We start from the raw sequence: 19,862 nt of genomic DNA, 5'->3' as shown, positions 1-19,862 counted from the left end.
CTTATTTTTGATTTTTCATATAGATGTGAAATAAACCGTTTAATGTTAAAAATCGATCCACATGTTCGATGGTTTCTGACTGATCAGCTATTAACTCCGCGAGTCCACCTGTCGCGATTACAATAGGTTTTTGTTTTGATTCACTTTTTATTCGTTCAACTATCCCATCAACTTGACTAATATAGCCATAATAAATGCCTGATTGCATCGCATGAACCGTATTGCTACCTAATAATTGCGGTGGCTTGGAAATTTCAATTCGCGGCAATTTAGCCGCTTTACTGTATAATGCTTCCGTTGAAATGGATATTCCCGGGGCAATTAAACCACCAATATATTGTTTGAACTCATTGATATAACAAAATGTCGTTGCTGTACCAATATCAACGATAATTGCTGGCGCTCCATACTTTTCGATCGTCGCCACGGCATTGACAATACGATCAGCACCAACCTCTTTAGGGTTATCGTATTTAATGTTAAGCCCTGTCTTTATTCCGGGTCCGATAATTAGAGGGTCTAACTTAAAGTACTTTTTGCACATTTGTTGCATGGTATACATGATGGGGGGTACAACAGAGGAAATAATAATACCTTCGATTTGATTAAATGTGATTCCTACTTGTTGAAATAAGCTACCTAGTGTAACTGAGTATTCGTCTTCTGTTTTTTGCCGGTTAGTAGCTATACGCCAATGCTCATGTAATCGCTCATGCTTATATAAGCCTATTCCTATATTAGAATTGCCTATATCCATAGCTAATATCATATATACCCCCCTAGTTACTGACTTGAATTTTATATGAAAGTTGCTTAAAACTGATATACGGAGCTATACTCATCGCTCCCAAAATCATGCTCCGCGTCCTGTGGGGTGGCGCCGAACTAACTAGCTTCGCTAGTGGATTTCGGCTCTGCCAAGATGACCCATGGGAGTCTCCGCATGTTTTCATCCGCTGGGTACTGCTTATTACAAAGTACAAATAGCATTCTTAAATCATCCATTAAAATAAATAAAACAAAGTGAATGAAGGCCACCAAGCTAAAGACAATATCCAACTTTATGTTTGTTGATAGCGGAGATGCTTCTGCTTCGCCATGTTCGCTTTGTTTTAAGAACCTCTTTGGTTTTGAATACTCATCGTGGTGAGTGATTACTCTTATTGATACTTTACCCGTGTGGTTTGATGGAAAAAGGAGGGAATGTCGAATTTGACACACCCTCCTTACATTCTTTGGCTTACTCTTCTTTTTTCTTGTCGTTTTCTTCTGATGGTGTTTCTTTTTCTGCTTGCGTATCTGCAGAGTCATTCTCTTCTTTTTTAGAATGAATGTTCACTTTAACGTCAGACTCAGAATCTTGCTTCTCATCCGTACCCTCATCATCGCTTGTGTCAAGAACCCGATTCGTATGGTGGTTTTCTGGAAGCTTTCCTTCGTTAATTAGTGACTGAATTTGCTCAGCATCTAAAGTCTCAAGATCCAATAAAGTTTCAGCTACCAAGTCTAGACTTGCTTTATTTTCTAATAAAATTTGCTTACAACGCGCGTAAGATTCTTTGATGATACGTTGAACCTCAAGGTCAATTTCATAAGCAATTTTATCACTATAGCTCTGTTCATTTTGGATGTCACGACCTAAGAATACTTGGCCGCCTGAACCAGATACAAATTGTAACGGTCCGAGTTTTTCGCTCATCCCATATTCAGTAACCATTTTACGAGCAATTCCCGTTGCGCGCTGGAAGTCGTTATGAGCACCTGTACTCACTTCGCCAAATTGAATCTCTTCAGCAACACGGCCTCCAAGCAATCCAACAATTTTGTCTAATAACTCAGGCTGAGTCATGAAATAACGGTCTTCTTTTGGTAACATGACCGCATAACCGCCAGCCATACCACGCGGAACAATTGTTACTTTATGAACCATGTCCGCATTTTCTAACTTAACACCCACAACAGTGTGTCCCGCCTCATGCCAAGCGACGATGTTTTTCTCTTTCTTCGAGATAACACGGCTTTTCTTAGCAGGACCAGCAATGACACGGTCAATGGCTTCTTCAATATGAATCATACTAATTTTCTTCTGATTATCACGAGCCGCGACAAGAGCAGCTTCGTTAAGAAGATTCTCTAAATCAGCACCTGAGAACCCTGGCGTACGGCTTGCAATTGCATTTAAATTAACATCGTCATTTAAAGGCTTATTACGAGCATGCACCTTTAGAACATCTTCACGTCCACGTACATCTGGACGATTTACTTGGATCTGTCTGTCAAAACGACCAGGACGTAATAAAGCAGGGTCTAAAATATCAGCACGGTTTGTTGCTGCAATGATAATAATACCTTCATTTGCACTAAAACCGTCCATTTCTACTAAGAGTTGGTTCAACGTTTGCTCGCGCTCATCATGGCCTCCGCCAAGACCAGCACCACGCTGTCTACCAACTGCATCAATTTCATCAATAAAGATGATACATGGTGCATTCTTTTTCGCATTCTCAAATAAATCACGAACACGTGATGCACCGACACCGACAAACATTTCAACAAAGTCAGAACCACTAATTGAGAAGAATGGAACACCAGCTTCTCCAGCGACCGCTCTTGCTAATAATGTCTTACCAGTACCTGGAGGTCCTACTAAAAGGACACCTTTAGGAATACGAGCACCAATAGCTGAGAATTTTCGTGGGTCTTTAAGGAATTCAACAACCTCAACTAGTTCAGCTTTTTCTTCATCTGCACCCGCAACGTCTTTAAATTTCGCTTTCTTTTTGTCATCGTTAACCATTTTCGCCTTACTCTTACCAAAGTTCATCACTCGGCTTCCGCCACCTTGAGCTTGGCTAAGTAAGAAGAAGAACAGGATAAAGATGATAATGAACGGAATGATTCCCGTGAAAAATGTTACCCAGCCACTTGTTTCATCAGCCGGTTCCACCGTATATGAGGGAGCCGCAGTTAATAGTTCTGCGTTTTGTTCAGTTGGCAAAACATGCGTTTGGAAGTTCTCATCACCTTCTGCTGCTTGTCTTAATTCACCAGTAACTAAATAAACAGATCTTTCCGGCTTCACCGTCAAATTATTAATATTATTATTTTCTAAATGTGTAACAAATTCATCAAATGTAATTGGTTTCGTATTGTTTTGATCACCACTAAATAATCCTACTATCGCAATAATAACCAGGAAAATAAGTAAGTAGAAAATCGTATTACGAAAAATCCGATTCATGATTGACCTCCTCCCGCGTGCCATAAAGCTTCGTTAATCGTACCACAATTGTTATATCGTTCACAAATATTAAGACTCATAAATTTCTGGTTTTAAAACACCTATATAAGGGAGGTTACGGTAACGTTCTGCGTAATCTAAGCCATAGCCGACTACAAAAGCATCGGGTACGGTAAAACCAGTAATATCAGGGACTAAATCCACCTTTCTTCCATCTGGCTTGTCTAACAAAGTAACAACCTTGACAGACTTAGCTTTCCTATAATGGAATAGTTTAATCAAATAACTTAAAGTTAATCCACTGTCAATAATATCTTCTACAATAAGAATGTCTCGTCCTTCTACAGAGGCATCGAGATCCTTAATAATTTTAACTTCTCCTGAAGATACGATTCCTTTACCATAGCTAGAAACATCCATAAAGTCCATTTCTATATGTGTATCAATACGTTTTGATAGATCAGCCATAAATGGCATAGCACCTTTTAGTACACCAATCATTAAAGGAAATTTATCTTGGTATTCGTCAGTAATCGCTTTTCCAAGTTCCTTTACTTTCTCTTGGATTTCTTCTTCTGTAATAAGTATTTCTTTAATCTCATCTCTCATCAATTTCTTGTGACCCTCCTGTTAAATGACGATTGATTAATGGTATGGCCGAATCAGCGGGCTTGAACCTTAATACAATCCTATTTGCTTCCGTTTGTGTTTGATGTTCCACTTTTCTTGATACCATTAAAAGCGGAACCCAAATAATAGAACCATCCGCATCCACTACAACCGGCCATTCATCACGTAAAGATTGGCTAATCTTACGGTCAATAAAGAGTCTCGTTAACTTTTTCGAGCCCGCCATTCCCTTCGCTTCAATACGATCTCCTGGCAAACGTGACCGCACCATTAGCGGAAAAGTTACATCTTTAGATAAAATAATTAATTTCGAACCTACCCTGTCCGTTTCGTTTTGATCCTTAAACGGATAAGCCGAAATTTCTCCTAAAGCTGTTTGTACAGAACCTTTATATAATAATGCCGTTTGAAAGCCTGTCTCCTTATGATATGAATCGGTTTTTGAAAAATGACACACTTGATAATCACGACTCACAATTAGACCGTTACGAACATCCAACTTTTTGGATGGATGCGTATCGTTTAATAAATCGATGATTTGCTCAATATGTATAGAGGAAATAAATGGTGAGTTATAATTGTAAAGATAATTTAATATTAGATGAATCACTCTTCTTTGTAAAGGGATGCTTAATTGGAGAAATAACACTTGAGAAATTGTCACAGACGTTTCTGTTTGACTTTCTGTCACTTTCGCCTGCGCATCCTCTGCAAGTCGTTCTAAGAATGCTTGATCATCTTGATTCCACTCTACTTGCCTCTGTATTTGTACATGTGCTTGAGCGTTCTCTTTTTTTATAAAAGGTAATAATTCTTTTCGATAACGGTTCCTCGTATATTTATCGGAATGATTGCTAGAATCAATACGGTAGTGCACATGCTCTTCTTTACAATAATTCTCTATTTTTTCCTTTGTTATTCCTAAAAAAGGGCGGATAAGATAACCATTTCCTAAAGAACGGACAGCTTTTATTCCTATCCCCTGTAAGGGTAAATAGCCTCGGACGATTTTCATCATTACGGTTTCAATTTGATCATCACCATGATGTGCTGTTACAATTGCCGTTCTTTCATTCTCACATAAAGCTGTGAAACATTTATACCGCAATTCACGTGCAGCTAACTGCGTTGCCATGCCGTTCATATTAGCATAACTTGTGACATCTACTTTCTGAACCGTGAGAGGTATGCCATACTCTTGACATTCTTCCCGTACGAATGCTTCATCTGCATCCGCTTCATCGGCTCGCAGTTGATGATTAATATGAACAGCCTCAACCGATATATTCCATTGGTCACGGTGCGTCCATAAGTAGTGCAATAATGCCATCGAGTCTGGCCCACCTGAAATGGCGACAAACACACGATCAATATATGTAAAAAATCGGTTTTTCTCTATAAAATTATGGACGCTTTGCCTCATAGCGTTGACCTATTCCTCCTTTACCGAATGAAAAAATCGCTAAGGCAAAAACGAGACCTGCTGCAATCGCTCCAGCTTGTAGCATCGTATCAATGCCTATTTGAATGCCCTCTATGTATTCACCGTCCAAAAACGCCAACATCGTATAATACGCTTTGCTTCCTGGGACAAGAGGGATAATCCCTTGTATACTAAACATCGTAACCGGTACACGTAGCCATTTCGCTAGTAGATGGGAGCAGGTTGCCGCCGTTAATGACGCTACCGCTGTTGCAAATACAAAAGAAATATCAAAGGTAGGTAATGTCGAATATATTAACCACGAAATAGCTCCAATCACACCACCAATCCAGATCATACGAATCGGCCCATTAAAAATAATTCCAAAAGCAACAACAGCAAAATAACAAACAATGAATTCAATAAGCATATCGATCACCTCTCGTATGGTCTATAACAATAAGGCAATGGCCAGAGCAATTCCTGTGGCAATCGACAATGCCGTTATAAAAGTCTCCGCCCCTCGTGATAAACCAGCAATTAAATCACCCGACATTAAATCCCTAACCGCATTTGTTAAAGGAATACCGGGAACTAAAGGCATCAACGTACCAATAATTACCTGATCGACATTTTCTCCGATCCCTATAATGACTAATACAATAGCGACAGCTCCCCCTAAAAAAGCAGCCATAAATTCAGCAAAAAATCGAACTTGGAAGTACTCTTGAAAAAATAACAAAATCCAGCTGGCTGAAAAACCCGCAAAAAACGCTGGTATAGCATCGTAAGCATTACCGCCAAATAAATAGGAAAAAGTACCTCCCGCTACTCCCGAAGCAATATGAATCAAATAAGGTGGATAATAAACTTTCCTCTTAGCAATATCCTTTAGCTTTTTCCAAGCTTTGTCACCATTTATTTGACCAGATACAAGCTCACGGGATACTTGGTTCACTAAAGCAATCTTATTCAAATCCTGTAGCCTATCATCGACACGAACCATCTGCATGACATCGCCTTTTCCTTTTTCTTCAAAAGACAAAAAGATACCTGTTGTCATAACAAAGCAATGAACATTTTTAAAATGACAAGCCTTTGCCATTCGTTCTAATGTTTCTTCCACTCTGTAAGTCTCTGCTCCATACGTTAGCATGATTTCGCCAGCTAATAAGCATATATCCATCATACGATCAGCTTTCATGGATAAAATCCCTCCAATCGTATTGTTCACATCATTTGTCCAAATAAGTATAGGATATATCCAAAGATAATTAAAGTAATCACAAGAAATATTTCCACAAGAAAAGAAGGTTTTCGCTTTTTTCGCTGTTGATTGCTTGATTTTGCTCCAGCGGATACTTTTACTTTCTTCATTTTCGTTCGCTTGTCCTTATTTGGTCTTGCTACGATCTTCACCAAATCCTCTTTCATATCAATGGCACGCCCATATTTACCCGTTAATGCCTTTAACAAAACAGGCTTGAATATCTTCAAATGATCTCTTTGATTGATTTTCTTTTCAAATAAGGATAATGGTGGTTCCTTCGTCTTCTCAAAACGGTCTCCATACTCACAATGGATCATAACCATTGCAACAGCAAACAAATCATAGCTTGGTTCGGCTTTTCTCGTACCGAGGCCCCAATAGCCACGATCATAAAATTCCGTAAACTCTTTGATCGCACGACCGAGTAATGTGATACCTCCTACATCAATCCACCTAGCTCTGACAGGTGCATCCACGACTAATAAATTATCTGGTTTAAGATCTCCAAATGCCCATCCCTCTCGATGTAAATGCTCAAGATCACCTAAAAGCTGAATAACTAGCAACCCAAGCCATTCAGCACCCTTCCCTTTCATATAATCAATGATAGGCTGACCTTTCACATATTCCATCACATAAAATGGTAGATTGCCCTTAGCCGTTACAAAATCATCAACATCCATCAAAGTCGGACCTAATTTTTTGTCTTTTATTTTTGAAAAGCGCTTTAAGACATTAACCTCCGAGGTAATATTCATACTATCCGTTGCGATTTTTACGGCAACAATTTGCGACAGATTGTTTTCCGCCAAATAAACCGTACCTGTCGCACCAGCGCCTAATTTTTTCCTAATGATATACGTATGTCCATGCCATTTTCCTTCAATACGAAAGCCTGATGGTAAGTTAGTTTCCTGATCCTTCAAAAAGCTGTTGTTCCCTATCACTTTCCATCAAACTCCTTCTCGTGCGACCTCTCTTAAAATAATTCATTACTTCTTTTAAAGCAGGTCCTGTTGGTGTGACCCCACCAGATGACAGCTTATGAAAAATACCAGTTAAAGCACCTAGTCTTGGTGTCCAATCCATTAACCGCTCCACCGCTTTTCTTTTCCCAGGAAATGAATAAAGAGCAAATTGATTCTCACCGATACGCGAAGTTAGACTTACCGATAAATCCGTTAATGCTTCTTGCACCATCGGAAGCTTATCTCTCATACTGGCACTCGTATCTACTAGAATTAGAACCTCAAGTTTCACTTTTTCACTATAGTCATCAACAACCTCCATCACTTCACCACGTTTATCAGGTGGTAAATCCTCAAGCTCCTGTGACTTTCCTAATATTTGACTTAGCTCTTTGTTAATAACACCATGGATCGTTTGAGTCATTGCTTTTCGCGTGACCATTTGAACCGTTTTAGCCAATTGCTTCGCATAAACAATCTGACTAACACCACCACCCGCACTAGAAATATTCTCAATCTCTTGCATGCCTTGCTCATGTAAATGGTTTTCATCAACAATACCAATGACATTAACGATAATACTCTGCTCATGAGCGAGTGCCGCTACCGCAACGGGATCTTCTCCTTCATTAGAGTGACCATCCGTGATCAATAAAATTTGCCTTAATGTTCCTTCAGACATTCTTTTCCCCTCCTAGTCCATCATTGTTAACATCCTTAACCACTAGAAAGGGAAATATACCTTCTCATGTTGATTTTACAAGTTTTTAAAGCAATGAAACAAACGACCACAATCTCTAGTTAGCTGCTTTATTGTGCTTTTCTTTTTAATGCTCTTGTAGGCTTTTGTTTATAGATAGGAATCGATGCCCACTTTGGCGTATTACTCCTAACTTGAGAAACAACAATCGTCATATCGTCCTCTATCGCACCTTTTCCAGAGCGAATGACTTTTTCTAAAATGACATCTGCTACTTCCTGTGGATCCGACGTCGTCAATTCTTGAATCAGACGCTTAATCCAAGCATCTTTATTTTCGACATGTCTAGGAGCTTCCAAAATCCCATCACTCATCATAATTAGGGTATCACCTGGCTTAAGTTGCTCTGAGACAACCTCCACATCAAATTCCTGTATAATACCCATCGGTAGATTACTAGCCTCCACTTTAATGACTTGCTGCCCTCGCTTAATGAAGCTTGGTATCGACCCGATTTTCAAAAATTTCGCATGAGCATCATGTAAATCAATCATTGCTAAATCAAGCGTAGAGAACATCTCATCATTATTACGTATTGATAGAACCGAATTGACAGATTTAATTGCCACGGTTTCCTCAATGCCTGATTGCAAGATTTTCTGTAGTAGCTGCAGTGTTTCATTGCTTTCAAAATGTGCCTTCTCTCCATTACCCATCCCATCACTTATCGCTATAGCATGCTTCCCAGCACCAAGATCAATCGTCGAATAACTATCACCTGATATCCATGCTCCTCCTTTAGCAACATGTGCAACCCCCGTTTCTACGACGAATTTCTTCGCTGAGACAAAACTAACATGGCTATATCCATTCGCATAGACCGAACGCTCCTCCTCATTCACCATAACGGTTTCATTTAATAAATCTGACAGCATCGGTGCAATTACTTTTTCATATTGACCATGTCCATCATCAAAGGCTATACTCATATCAATTTGAACATTACCCTTGTCTAAACTAATGACATCTACATGTCCGACCTCAAGACCTACACTTCTTAATGCATCTAAAATACCCTCCTCCTGGCGAGGATACGATTGTTTTTCTTTTTGTATCTCCTTAGCAAAGTCACCCATTACCCTCGATACACCTAACAGTTGATCAGCTACTAGTTTCTGACTTTCCATCACCTGCTTCCTTAATTTTTGATTGACGATAAACAAACTATGCTCTTGTTTGATCGTATCAATCACTCGATCAGGACGGATACAATATTTCTTCCACTCTGACTGTAACATCTTATCTTTAATAGTCCCGTTTCTCTCTGTTTCATCCATTAACTTTTGCATGGAATCATATGTTTTTGAGAAATTTTGAACCCAGCACCTTTCTTTTTTAAAGCAAGTTTGGCACGTTTTTTCTGTGACTTGACTTAAAAATTGGTCTAGCTGGCGTTCCTCCTCATCAAATGTATCAACAACCTGCCCCCCTGTTTGGAAACTTTGTGACAGCGTCTGGAATAGCGTTGAAAATTGTTCCACACGCCCTGCCGTAACATCTCTAATTTTCTTCAAATACTGTTGTTGTTCTTTGGTGTATTCAGTTGTACCTGGAATATACCTGGCGAGCTTAGAGATCATTTCTTTTGGCGTCATCATAAAGATTAATATAGCCACTAAAGACTCTAAGAGGGTTGCTGACAAATTAGCCGCCCCATCACCATACATTCCAATTAATAAAGTTCCTACTAATAAACCTATCGCCACACCTACCTTTTTACCTTCTTTTAATAGACCCCCAAGTAGACCAGCAAAAGCAAGGAGACTCATTTGATACAAGCTTGCCACACTAGCTAAACTCAAAATTAGCCCTGTTACAACACCAACAGTTGAACCGATCGCAGCCCCTCCTATAAAAGCAAAGACTAACACTAAATAACGTGCGAGAACATGTTCAATCGTCATATCATAAAATACCCACCCTACCGTTCCGGTCATCACGGAGGCTAGTAATATGATTAAACAAATAATCTCTTCATTACGTAGTGGGTGTTGAAGCTTTTTAGAAGTAACTAATGGAACGCTTTGCATAAAAATCATCGTCAATATAAAGCTTAGTCCAGCTTCTACAGTCGCCATCATAAGTGCATAATTCGTAATAGTACCATCTATAATAAAGACAAGTGCAAGCCTTGTCGCTATACTTGTTACAAATACGGTATACGGTAAAACCTTGATAGGGTCATCGAAAAACTTCATGACTATCTTTTGTATTAGGAAATACGATAGTATAGCACACAAAACAAAAACGACTTCACCATGATAACTGAGGAGGGCCCCTGCTAGTAACGAGATTGCTGCCACCCCCGTTCGTTCTCGTTTGATCATAAAAACCGCTGCTAAAAAAGGGAGCACAAACGGAGTCAGCTCTGTTAATATCATAGCTCGTCCTAATAAAAAACCAACAATCACAACTAATAATCCCCACTGATACAATAATTTATTTATAAAGGCTTCCGTTCTCATCGCCATGACCTCAAAACCATTCGTCGCTTTTTCATAAACAAGCGCACCTCTATTAAAATTAAACAATTCCTTAGTCATTCTTTTCATCATTAACAACCACCATCCTTTTTTGAAATGTGGTTACATTATAAACAGATAAAACTTTTAGATTTTGTCAAAAAAACAACGTCGAAACAAAAAAATGTTCGACGTCATTCGGCTCTTTTTCACTTGAAAACACAGCAGCACGCACAATAAACAAAAAAATCAGAAAATATATTAGGGAATTTGTACGTTTACTGATGAAAACTGAGGAGAGAAAGTTGGAATATTTATTTTTGATAGGCTTGACCCAGCATTTTGCAATTTGCTCGGAGCATTTACTCGGTATTGAGTGCTCGGTTTCTATTTTTATTGCTTCAGATTTGATTTGCACCGCATTGACTCCTTGGTTTTCTCGCTTCATCGCCGCGTATCTCCATTTGCACCGCATCAATCACTCGTTTTCTCGCTTCATCGCCGCGTACGTGGTTATCATAAAAAACACAAAAAAACTTCATCTATCCTCGATGAAGGTAATGTTTAGAATATGGTAGCGGCGGAGGGGATCGAACCCCCGACCTCACGGGTATGAACCGTACGCTCTAGCCAGCTGAGCTACACCGCCATATGCATCATGTCGTTAGCGACAAATATTAATATACACCATTAGTTACACTGAGTCAATCCTATTTTTAATTAATTATAAACTTTTCATATAAAAAAGAGAAGTCAACACATTGACCCCTCTCTCATTTATAAAAAAAATAGGATCTGGCAACAAATTAGCCCCTACGAGCTCCTCGGCCACCACGCTTTGAGTCCGTTTGACGCTTTAATGTCGTTAAGCGTTCTTCGCTATCCTTTAAGAATCGACTCACCTTATCTTCAAAAGATGGTCCCGGACGATGATTACGTGCTCCTTGACCTTGAGATCGTTGCTGAGATTGATAAGGACGACTTGGACGAGCTGGTCGTTGCGGACGACTTGGTCGTTCAGGTCGCTCTGGGCGTTCTGAACCCTCTGGTCTGTCAACCGCCTTACGAATTGATAAACCAATCTTGCCATCCTTTTCGACGTTTACAACCTTAACTTGTACTTCGTCACCAACCTTAAGAAACTCGTTAATATCCTTAACATAATTATCAGCCACTTCACTGATATGAACAAGGCCTGTTGAACCACCCGGCAGCTCGACAAACGCTCCAAAATGAGTGATTCCTGTAACCTTACCCTGTAATTTGCTGCCTACTTCGATTGACATGAAAAAATAGATCCTCCTTAGAAATCTAGAAATGTTCATTTTGATATATTATACCCGAAGATAAAAAAATGTGTCAATCTGTCGATGTTTTAGGTAGTGTAAAAAGTATTTCGCCTTCTTTTGTATAAAATAAATCTCGCCTCGCAATTTCAGCAATATAATCGGGATCGTTATAGTTAATAATTTCTTGCTCTAGAAACTGTTCTTCAGCTAATAAGCTTTCTAGCTTTTGTTCTAATGCTACTTTCTGTTCCTGTTTTTCAGAGGCGAGAGTCAATTGATTAAAGAGCATCACACCTCCTATTAGTGCTAAAACCACACTAATGGCACCAAGAGCCGATAAACGCTTAACCAAGCCCCTTCTTTTCTTTCTTGCTACATCTAACTCCATTTCCCTTTGCTGCTTATACGCTGTATCCATATCTCGAACTGCCGAATGACGCTTTGAAACCAATTTCATCACCTCTAGTCTTTCTTTTTGCGAATCCTCCACTTATTCCACATCTTCGTTAAGAATTCCTGTATTTTTTTTACGTATGGTTGTATCCAAATTGAGAGTTTGTCCGTTATCTTATATAACATCGTCACTTTTAAGATAATATTTAATACCCCTTTTAGAAGCTTCCAAACCAAATTTAGAACATAAAGGGTAACAGACAGACAAGTAGTTACTAACATCATACATAACGAATAAAGGAGTTTCAATACGAATTTTATTGGGTTGATGAATAAGATTGTCAAAAGCTTGACGACAAAATGATAGATCGAAATAACAGCTTGAATCGTCTTATTTAATAGTTTTACATATAACTTTTGGCACAATGCTTGATAAGCTGCATAACCGCAAAGTATTGCTACAAAAACATAAAATCGAATTTCTCCAAAGTTCACTTGCAGCAAGACAAAAAAGAGTAAGCAGCCCTGCAGCAGCCAAAAAACAACATCATTTAATGCGGTTAACCAATGGAAGGAGGACCGTTCCCTCGTAAATCGACGATACGTATCAATCGACGCTCCCACCCAAAGGCCAAACGCCGTCATTGATAGCATCGTGTAAAGTTGTACCGTTAGACTCACTTAAATAACTTCCCAAAAAAGCCTTTAGATTTATCTTGACCACTCTGATCAAGGTAAACAAAATCAAAAATCTTCCCTTCAATCGATACGATCCCCTGCTCCACATTTAAATTTTTCATATGCAAATTTTGACCACGTACCGATAAAAATCCCATAACCGTCTCTAACAAAAATTCTTCATTATCAAAGCTTTCCACTTGTTTAACTCCGGTAATATCTAATTGCTTTCGGCTTTTTAAAATAACATCATGATCATTAGATTGTCGCTCATGGCCCATTGGTGCCCCAAATTGATATTGGTCCATCTTATCTCCTCCTCGTACTTCCTTTGTTACAATTTATGAATACGAGAAAAGAAATAGAACAAGCTATCCTAATTCATAGAATAAGCTTGTTCTATTTGCAGTTATTATTTTTTTAATAAGTCACGAATTTCAGTAAGGAGCTCTAATTGAGGGTCTACTTCCTCCTCTATCTCTTCTTCCACTTCTTGTTTACGTTGTAGTCGAGTAATGACTTTGACAAAAACAAATAACGCTAAAGCAATAATAAAGAAATCAACAATGGCTTGAATAAACAACCCGTATTGAATTTCTGCATCACCTACAAAATAGCTTAAACTGGTAAAGTCCACCCCACCAATAAGTACGCCAGCGAATGGCATAATAATATTGTCAACAAGTGCCGTTGTAATAGCTCCAAAAGCCCCAGCAATTACAACAGCTACCGCTAAATCGACAACATTACCTTTAATAGCAAACTCCTTAAACTCACTCCACATCTCTATCTCCTCCTACAATCCTAGACGGCTTTTCCAGTGATTTTATGGTTACTTCTTGTTTTCCCTACAACTCTACGTTACTGTTTTTAGCCTGTCATGTTGTTAATTCTCCACTTATCCTACAACATTACAACCGCTTCCTGCGCAGTACAGTTGTTGCTCCCTCGCTCTTCCTACAAAGCTACACAACTTTTAGTACACGATTCTAGTGCTACTTCTACTTTTCCACTACAAACCCGCCCTGCGCTCTTCGTACTCTTTGCGACTCATTCGATAATACTCCACCCATTCATACCTCTGTTCTTTCCAAAGATAACTTTTCTGTCTCTCTATTCTTACCATTCCTACTTTTTTTAATAGTTTTTTGGAAGGGATATTCACTTCAAGACATTTAGCGTAGAGCTCCTGAAGCTGGCAATGTTGAAAGCCATAAGGAATAATAGCCTGTAACGCCTCCGTCATCCAGCCTTTTCTCCAAAAACTCGGATCTAATTCAAAGCCAATTTCAGCACGAGCCAAGTCGCGGTCCCAATCAACATATCCACACACACCTATTACATAGCTCGTTTGCTTATCAACCATAGCCCATGGGGCCGGTTGCCCAATTTTATAACATCTGAGCATATGGGCAATATACTGTTCTGACAAATAAGTAAGCTGACGCCACTTATCTTTATGGAAATGGTTACTACGTCCATTCGTTAACTCCACTATTTTCCTCGCATCACGTCGTTCAAATTGTCTTAAAGTCATCCGAGGTGTATCAATCTCAGGGAGGTGATAGAAAAAAGGAATCCTTACAGTCATCGAATACCCCCAATCCTCGCTAAATTCGAAAATGGAAATGATCTTATACTGAAAGGTATTCCTTTAATGATACATTATGTTATTAGTCATTAAAATGGCTCTGAAGGTGTTACGGCCTCTTCTTTGATAATCGTGTACATCATCGCAGCCTCTTCTTTTCTCACCATTTCTTTAATCTCGTCGACACGGACAACGACGGTCTTCTGTCCAAACTTCACTTCCAATTCGTCGCTCGGCTTAACATTGGTACCGGCCTTTGCGACTTGACCATTCACAAGTATGCGCCCTTTATCACAAATCTCTTTTGCTAACGTTCGTCTTTTGATTAGGCGGGATACTTTTAAAAATTTATCTAACCTCATCACGTTCACCCTCTATTCATATTTTCTTTTACTTTGCTCCCAAATAACATCCATTTCTTCAAGTGATACATCTTCCATCTGTTTACCCATTTCTGTTACTTGACTATATACTTCATTAAATCGGTTGATGAATTTTTCGCTCGTACTGCGCAGAGCCATTTCTGGAAGAATATCATAATGACGCGCTAAATTAACAAGCACAAATAATATATCACCAAATTCTGCTTGCATCCGCTCTTTCGAACCAGCTTTTGCTTCTATTAAAAATTCGCCAATCTCTTCTTGCAGCTTCATCCAAATCGGTGCAGGTTCAGACCAGTCGAAGCCAACTTTGGCCGCTTTTTTCTGAATATCAAAAGCATACAACAAACCTGGAAGTGATAAGGGAATGTCGGAAAAATAAGATGTTTGCTTTTCTCTATTCCCTTTCTCCTCTTGTTTAATCGCTTCCCAATTTTGTATGACTTCTTCTTCATTATCCACGTCAACTGAGCTAAACACATGAGGGTGTCTGCGAATCATCTTTTCTGTTATCGCTGCAATCACATCATCAACGGTAAATAAACCGTCATCCTCACCAATTTGAGCGTGCAGCATGACTTGTAAAAGCACGTCCCCTAGTTCCTCAACGATATGCTCATCATCATCTTGATCAATCGCATCAAGCAACTCATAGGCTTCTTCGATCAAATATCGCTTTAATGATTGATGGGTTTGTTTTTGATCCCAAGGACAGCCGTTTGGCCCTCGTAAAGTAGCAATGACTTCTCTGAAATAATGGAAATCGCGATATAAATGCTCTTCCTTTTCTACAGGTGGCACATATACAGCTGTTAAATTATTTAAAGTCGTTACACGATCCAACTCATACAAAGGTACCTTTTCAATAACCTCATTCTTTGAACCTACCGCTGTCGCAATATACACGGGGTAATCGTCAGCTAACCGCTCCATTAACGTTAACTTAACTTCTGAAGCTATAAATGCATCATAGACTTGGACAATAATGAGATGATGACGAATTTGCACCTCCTCTTTTTTTAATGAAGTGCCATCAAGTATTTGTAAGCCATCAATCGGATCGATTTTAAAGGCCGTATACATATCATCTAAAAAACTCTGTCCACCTAAGAAGTCTATTTCAATGTCACCGTTACGTTCTGCCTCAACAAGCAACTGCACCGTCCGCTCAGCAACAAATGGATGTCCAGGTACCGCATATATAACCTCTTCCTCTTTCGCATTCAACAAAAGCTCGCGGACGATGGCTTCATAAACATCCTCGAATTGCTCGTGACCTTCATAGATAGAATCAAACGACTCAATCTCAATGCCTTCCTTTATTAACGCTTGGACTGCAGGGTGGTCGGCTGTACGGACATAGAGCTTTTTAGCTGTTTGTATTTTACGATATAGCCCGAGTGGCATTTGCTCTAAATCACCAGCACCTAACCCTAGAACTGCCATTTTTTTCATCTTATTCACCTTATTTCTTATTCTTAACATTCCATTTATTTAAAACCGGTATGGCACTCCATTCCTTGGCATTAAAAATAGGGAGTATCCAGATCATAAGCACCATCGTGATAATTCCAATGGTAACAGTTGTTAGTGTTAATATTGTATCATGTATTCGAGTGGGCTCAAGCTTCGTGCTTAAAAAAGATTGCCAGACGCTTGTAGCCACCAACATCGTTACCAGAGATAAGAACAGCCAACGATAAGGTCTAAGCCTTCCTAGAAACCCATTGTTTAATTTATATATACCATACAGGACACTGCAAGCCATAACCACTAAAGCAAGTACCGTTGACCAAGCTGCGCCGCTTGAACCATAAATTGGGATTAACAATAAATTAAAGCTAAGCTTCGCTCCTACCCCGACGAAAACCGCTATAGCGGGTATATGTACATAACCGTGTCCTTGTAAGATGGCTGCCCCTGTCATATAAATGGCGCCAACAAAAACAGATAGCATATAAATCTTAATCACCTCACTACCTGCCCGATCCATAAATAACATAGCATTCAATGGCTCAATAATTACCCATAAACCTATCGTAGCTGCACCCGCAATTAAAATCGTTAAACGCCAGGTCAAGCCTTGATAAAAACGAACCCGACTATGTTCCTTCAACATTCGTGCATTGGTTAATAACGGAACTAAAGCTAATGCAAACGTCGTTGTTATAATCGTCCCCATTTGCAAAATAGGTTGTCCACGATCATATAAAGCTTTTATGTAAAAGGCTTCATTGGAAGAAAGTCCATATTGGTTTAGTAGCGGAATCATTGAAAAAACATCGACAAACTGAAACCAGATGAACGTCAACGCCCCCATACATATAAATAAACTTTGTTTAAAAAAACGGAACGTATAGGAGAAAAATTGATAACTAGTCATTCTTTTCGCCGTGAAATACGTTCTAACCTTCACTTTCCGTATAGAAAGTAACAGGATGATCCCTGCCACAAATGAACCTGCTAATGAACCGAACGCAGCTCCTATTCCTGCACCATACGGTCCATAGCCTAGCTGTATAAGGAGGAAAGCAAATAATAAAATTCCGATAACACGGATAAATTGTTCACTTACTTGCGACAAAGCGGTCGGTACCATATTTTGCTCACTTTGGGTAATACCTCGTCCGACACTAATAAGAGGTAACAATAAAAACACAAAACTAATGGCACGAATTGGCTCAGTTAAATGACTATCGCCCATTAACTGTGCGAGCCACGGTGCTCCAAAGAACATAAAAAGCGTCGTACACACAGAGAAAAGAGATAAGCTGAATAAAGAAATTGCTAGAAACTGCTTTCCTTTTTCTTCTTGTCCACGCGAGCGATATTCAGTCATTTGTCTTGAAATAACGACTGGAAATCCATACATAGCTAGAGTAACCACTAATCCATAGAAAGGATAAATTTGTTGGTATACATAAAAACCTAAATCACCCGCCAAATTCTGATAAGGAATTCGGTAGGCAGCACTTAGTAATTTAGCGATAATCGCTGCCATAGACAAGAGGATAGCACCCTTTAAGAACGATTCCTCTTGGCTTTGAGCATCTTCTACCTTCAATAAAGAGATCTCCCTCCATTTAGTACTTATTTCTATTATAACGTGTTTGGAAACGCCTTGCGATTAAGTACAATAAAAAAGCTGCTTTAAAGTTTTCACCTTAAAGCAGCTACTTTTATTGTTCCATTTGTCGTGCGAGAAAACTAGCGGCTGTTTCTGCTAGCTTTTGTTCCACTGATCCTGAAAAGGATTGTTCTTTACTAAAGATGACAACAGCACCAATCGGATCTCCACTAGCAATAATCGGGGCAATCACAACTCCTTTTAGTTCCTCTGTATATTCACCTACAAGTTGATAGTCCCCACCATTTGTTTCGACTTTTGTTTGACGCTCATCTAAAACTTTCTCAATCATTTGTCCGACACTCTTATTAGCGTACTCTTTCTTAGATGCACCTGCGACAGCAATAAACGTATCACGATCTGCAATGAGTACATAGTGTTTTAAGCTATCATAAAGTGCTTCTGCATATTCTTTCGCAAAATCACCTAATTCAGATATAGGAGAGTATTTTTTTAAAATGACCTCACCATCACGGTCGACAAAAATTTCTAATGGGTCGCCCTCTCTAATTCGTAATGTACGGCGAATCTCCTTTGGGATAACTACTCGACCTAAGTCATCAATACGGCGAACAATTCCTGTTGCTTTCATGCAGTAATGCCTCACTTTCTAAAGATGTAATGTCCTAGATGTAACAACCCTGTAAATCATTTCAGTTCTTGCCTTTATTATCTTTCTAGACTGGAAGAACTATACACGATTTGCGTAAATAGATCATGATTTTTGGGTTTTTCACATTTTAATTCCATTTGATCTTTTATATGAAAGTTACTTATGGGCGATAGTTTGTGCCTTGAAGTTAGCTGGTCATCCATCTCGCGATAAATGACCTTAGCAGGACAGTGCTCTCTGTTTGTGCGGCTGACTCCTGATGGTGTTCGAGTTGTAAACGGGCCAACTGTTTAAAAAGTCGCCACTACTTTCATCTTTGTTGGTGGCGAAGTGCATCGGGCTTTGCCATGTGGGTTTTATATGAAAGTTGCCCTAAAAGTGATGTACTCTTCTTCTAAAATCGCTCCGGGAATGGGGGCACGCACCCTCCGGCGGGCGCTGAGCTACCTTGCTTATGCAAGTGTATCTATAGCCTGTCCTTTCCTCTTGCAGGAGTCGGCCCTCATTCCCTCCGCTACGGTTGATGCAGGCTTCTCGGTTAGTGATCTTCTCATACAAAAAAATGATTTAAACAATAATGAACGACCAATAGATAAAGAAGCAAAACCAAATTGAATCAAGAGCTGAGTTGGAAAGGACTAATCCTCACTTCCATTTATACTCCAAGGTTTGGCCTCCGTATCTGTACATTAACCCCTTCTTTGTGCAGATACTCCAAGGCTTGGCTTCCTTATCTGCACATTAACCGCCTCTTTGTGCAGATACTTCAAGGTTTGGCCTCCGTATCTGCACATTAACCGCCTCTTTGTGCAGATACTCCAAGGTTTTGCCTCCGTATCTGCACATTAACCGCCTCTTTGTGCAGATACTCCAAGGTTTGGCCTCCTTATCTGCACATTAACCCCTTCTTTGTGCAGATACTTCAAGGTTTGGCCTCCGTATCTGTACATTAACCGTCTCTTTGTGCAGATACTTCAAGGTTTGGCCTCCGTATCTGCACATTAACCGCCTCTTTGTGCAGATACTCCAAGGTT

20 protein-coding genes and 1 tRNA gene are annotated in these 19,862 nt (G+C 39.4%); 1 reads left to right on the top strand and 20 read right to left on the bottom strand.

What is annotated here, in order from left to right:
• Nucleotide 1 precedes the first annotated feature (1 nt).
• From PQ479_RS21465 to spoVT, 20 genes are all read right to left on the bottom strand, one after another.
• On the bottom strand, nt 2–769 hold the full coding sequence (locus PQ479_RS21465) for a type III pantothenate kinase (RefSeq protein ID WP_047990581.1): 768 nt from the start codon (nt 767–769) through the stop codon (nt 2–4).
• Nucleotides 770–1,240: 471 nt separating this feature from the next.
• Nucleotides 1,241–3,241 carry an ATP-dependent zinc metalloprotease FtsH gene (gene ftsH / locus PQ479_RS21460; RefSeq protein WP_047990579.1) on the bottom strand — a complete coding sequence of 667 codons (2,001 nt, stop codon included), beginning with the start codon at nt 3,239–3,241 and terminating at the stop codon, nt 1,241–1,243.
• A 69-nt stretch (nt 3,242–3,310) separates the two neighbouring features.
• Nucleotides 3,311–3,850: a hypoxanthine phosphoribosyltransferase gene (gene hpt / locus PQ479_RS21455; RefSeq protein WP_047990578.1), complete on the bottom strand. Its 540-nt coding sequence runs from the start codon at nt 3,848–3,850 to the stop codon at nt 3,311–3,313.
• Nucleotides 3,840–5,294, bottom strand: a complete 1,455-nt coding sequence (gene tilS / locus PQ479_RS21450; RefSeq protein ID WP_053070531.1) for a tRNA lysidine(34) synthetase TilS — start codon at nt 5,292–5,294, stop codon at nt 3,840–3,842. Before tilS ends, hpt begins: the two co-directional genes overlap by 11 nt.
• The gene (locus tag PQ479_RS21445) at nt 5,275–5,724 is read right to left on the bottom strand and encodes a threonine/serine exporter family protein (RefSeq protein WP_047990577.1); all 450 of its coding nucleotides are present in this window, start codon (nt 5,722–5,724) and stop codon (nt 5,275–5,277) included. The genes tilS and PQ479_RS21445 overlap by 20 nt, the downstream gene beginning before the upstream one ends.
• Nucleotides 5,725–5,745: 21 nt before the next feature.
• Nucleotides 5,746–6,498 carry a threonine/serine exporter family protein gene (locus PQ479_RS21440; RefSeq protein ID WP_047990576.1) on the bottom strand — a complete coding sequence of 251 codons (753 nt, stop codon included), beginning with the start codon at nt 6,496–6,498 and terminating at the stop codon, nt 5,746–5,748.
• Nucleotides 6,499–6,524: 26 nt separating this feature from the next.
• A complete protein-coding gene (locus PQ479_RS21435; RefSeq protein ID WP_047990575.1) occupies nt 6,525–7,511 on the bottom strand; it encodes a serine/threonine protein kinase in 987 nt (328 codons plus the stop codon).
• Nucleotides 7,471–8,214, bottom strand: coding sequence for a VWA domain-containing protein (locus PQ479_RS21430; RefSeq protein WP_047990574.1), 744 nt, complete (start codon nt 8,212–8,214; stop codon nt 7,471–7,473). Before PQ479_RS21430 ends, PQ479_RS21435 begins: the two co-directional genes overlap by 41 nt.
• 128 nt (nt 8,215–8,342) lie before the next feature.
• Complete coding sequence (gene spoIIE / locus PQ479_RS21425; protein ID WP_047990591.1) at nt 8,343–10,844, bottom strand: stage II sporulation protein E; 2,502 nt, start codon at nt 10,842–10,844, stop codon at nt 8,343–8,345.
• Nucleotides 10,845–11,326: 482 nt separating this feature from the next.
• Nucleotides 11,327–11,403: transfer RNA gene (locus PQ479_RS21420), tRNA-Met, on the bottom strand.
• Between the two features lie 157 nt (nt 11,404–11,560).
• Nucleotides 11,561–12,040 carry a S1 domain-containing RNA-binding protein gene (locus tag PQ479_RS21415; protein ID WP_047990572.1) on the bottom strand — a complete coding sequence of 160 codons (480 nt, stop codon included), beginning with the start codon at nt 12,038–12,040 and terminating at the stop codon, nt 11,561–11,563.
• A 73-nt stretch (nt 12,041–12,113) separates the two neighbouring features.
• A complete protein-coding gene (locus PQ479_RS21410; RefSeq protein ID WP_273717204.1) occupies nt 12,114–12,500 on the bottom strand; it encodes an FtsB family cell division protein in 387 nt (128 codons plus the stop codon).
• Nucleotides 12,501–12,505: 5 nt separating this feature from the next.
• A complete protein-coding gene (gene yabQ / locus PQ479_RS21405) occupies nt 12,506–13,117 on the bottom strand; it encodes a spore cortex biosynthesis protein YabQ (protein ID WP_047990570.1) in 612 nt (203 codons plus the stop codon).
• Nucleotides 13,114–13,422 carry a sporulation protein YabP gene (gene yabP, locus PQ479_RS21400; RefSeq protein WP_047990569.1) on the bottom strand — a complete coding sequence of 103 codons (309 nt, stop codon included), beginning with the start codon at nt 13,420–13,422 and terminating at the stop codon, nt 13,114–13,116. The genes yabQ and yabP overlap by 4 nt, the downstream gene beginning before the upstream one ends.
• Before the next feature lie 104 nt (nt 13,423–13,526).
• Entirely contained in the window at nt 13,527–13,898 is a 372-nt protein-coding gene (gene mscL, locus PQ479_RS21395; RefSeq protein WP_047990568.1) for a large conductance mechanosensitive channel protein MscL, read from the bottom strand.
• Nucleotides 13,899–14,126: 228 nt separating this feature from the next.
• Complete coding sequence (locus PQ479_RS21390; protein ID WP_047990567.1) at nt 14,127–14,705, bottom strand: GNAT family N-acetyltransferase; 579 nt, start codon at nt 14,703–14,705, stop codon at nt 14,127–14,129.
• 89 nt (nt 14,706–14,794) lie between these two features.
• Nucleotides 14,795–15,067: an RNA-binding S4 domain-containing protein gene (locus tag PQ479_RS21385; protein ID WP_047990566.1), complete on the bottom strand. Its 273-nt coding sequence runs from the start codon at nt 15,065–15,067 to the stop codon at nt 14,795–14,797.
• Between the two features lie 12 nt (nt 15,068–15,079).
• A complete protein-coding gene (gene yabN, locus PQ479_RS21380) occupies nt 15,080–16,543 on the bottom strand; it encodes a bifunctional methyltransferase/pyrophosphohydrolase YabN (RefSeq protein ID WP_047990565.1) in 1,464 nt (487 codons plus the stop codon).
• A 10-nt stretch (nt 16,544–16,553) separates the two neighbouring features.
• Nucleotides 16,554–18,152, bottom strand: coding sequence for a putative polysaccharide biosynthesis protein (locus tag PQ479_RS21375; RefSeq protein WP_053070530.1), 1,599 nt, complete (start codon nt 18,150–18,152; stop codon nt 16,554–16,556).
• Between the two features lie 115 nt (nt 18,153–18,267).
• Nucleotides 18,268–18,807: a stage V sporulation protein T gene (spoVT, locus tag PQ479_RS21370; RefSeq protein WP_047990564.1), complete on the bottom strand. Its 540-nt coding sequence runs from the start codon at nt 18,805–18,807 to the stop codon at nt 18,268–18,270.
• Nucleotides 18,808–19,188: 381 nt separating this feature from the next.
• Here spoVT and PQ479_RS21365 point away from each other — a divergent pair, with 381 nt between their 5' ends.
• Nucleotides 19,189–19,443 carry a hypothetical protein gene (locus PQ479_RS21365; RefSeq protein ID WP_047990563.1) on the top strand — a complete coding sequence of 85 codons (255 nt, stop codon included), beginning with the start codon at nt 19,189–19,191 and terminating at the stop codon, nt 19,441–19,443.
• The last annotated feature ends 419 nt before the right edge of the window (nt 19,444–19,862 follow it).

This window comes from Alkalihalobacillus pseudalcaliphilus (genome assembly GCF_028610675.1).
In the GTDB taxonomy this organism is placed as follows: Bacteria; Bacillota; Bacilli; order Bacillales; family Bacillaceae_D; genus Alkalihalobacillus; species Alkalihalobacillus pseudalcaliphilus.
This window is presented reverse-complemented; position numbering and strand designations above follow the sequence as displayed.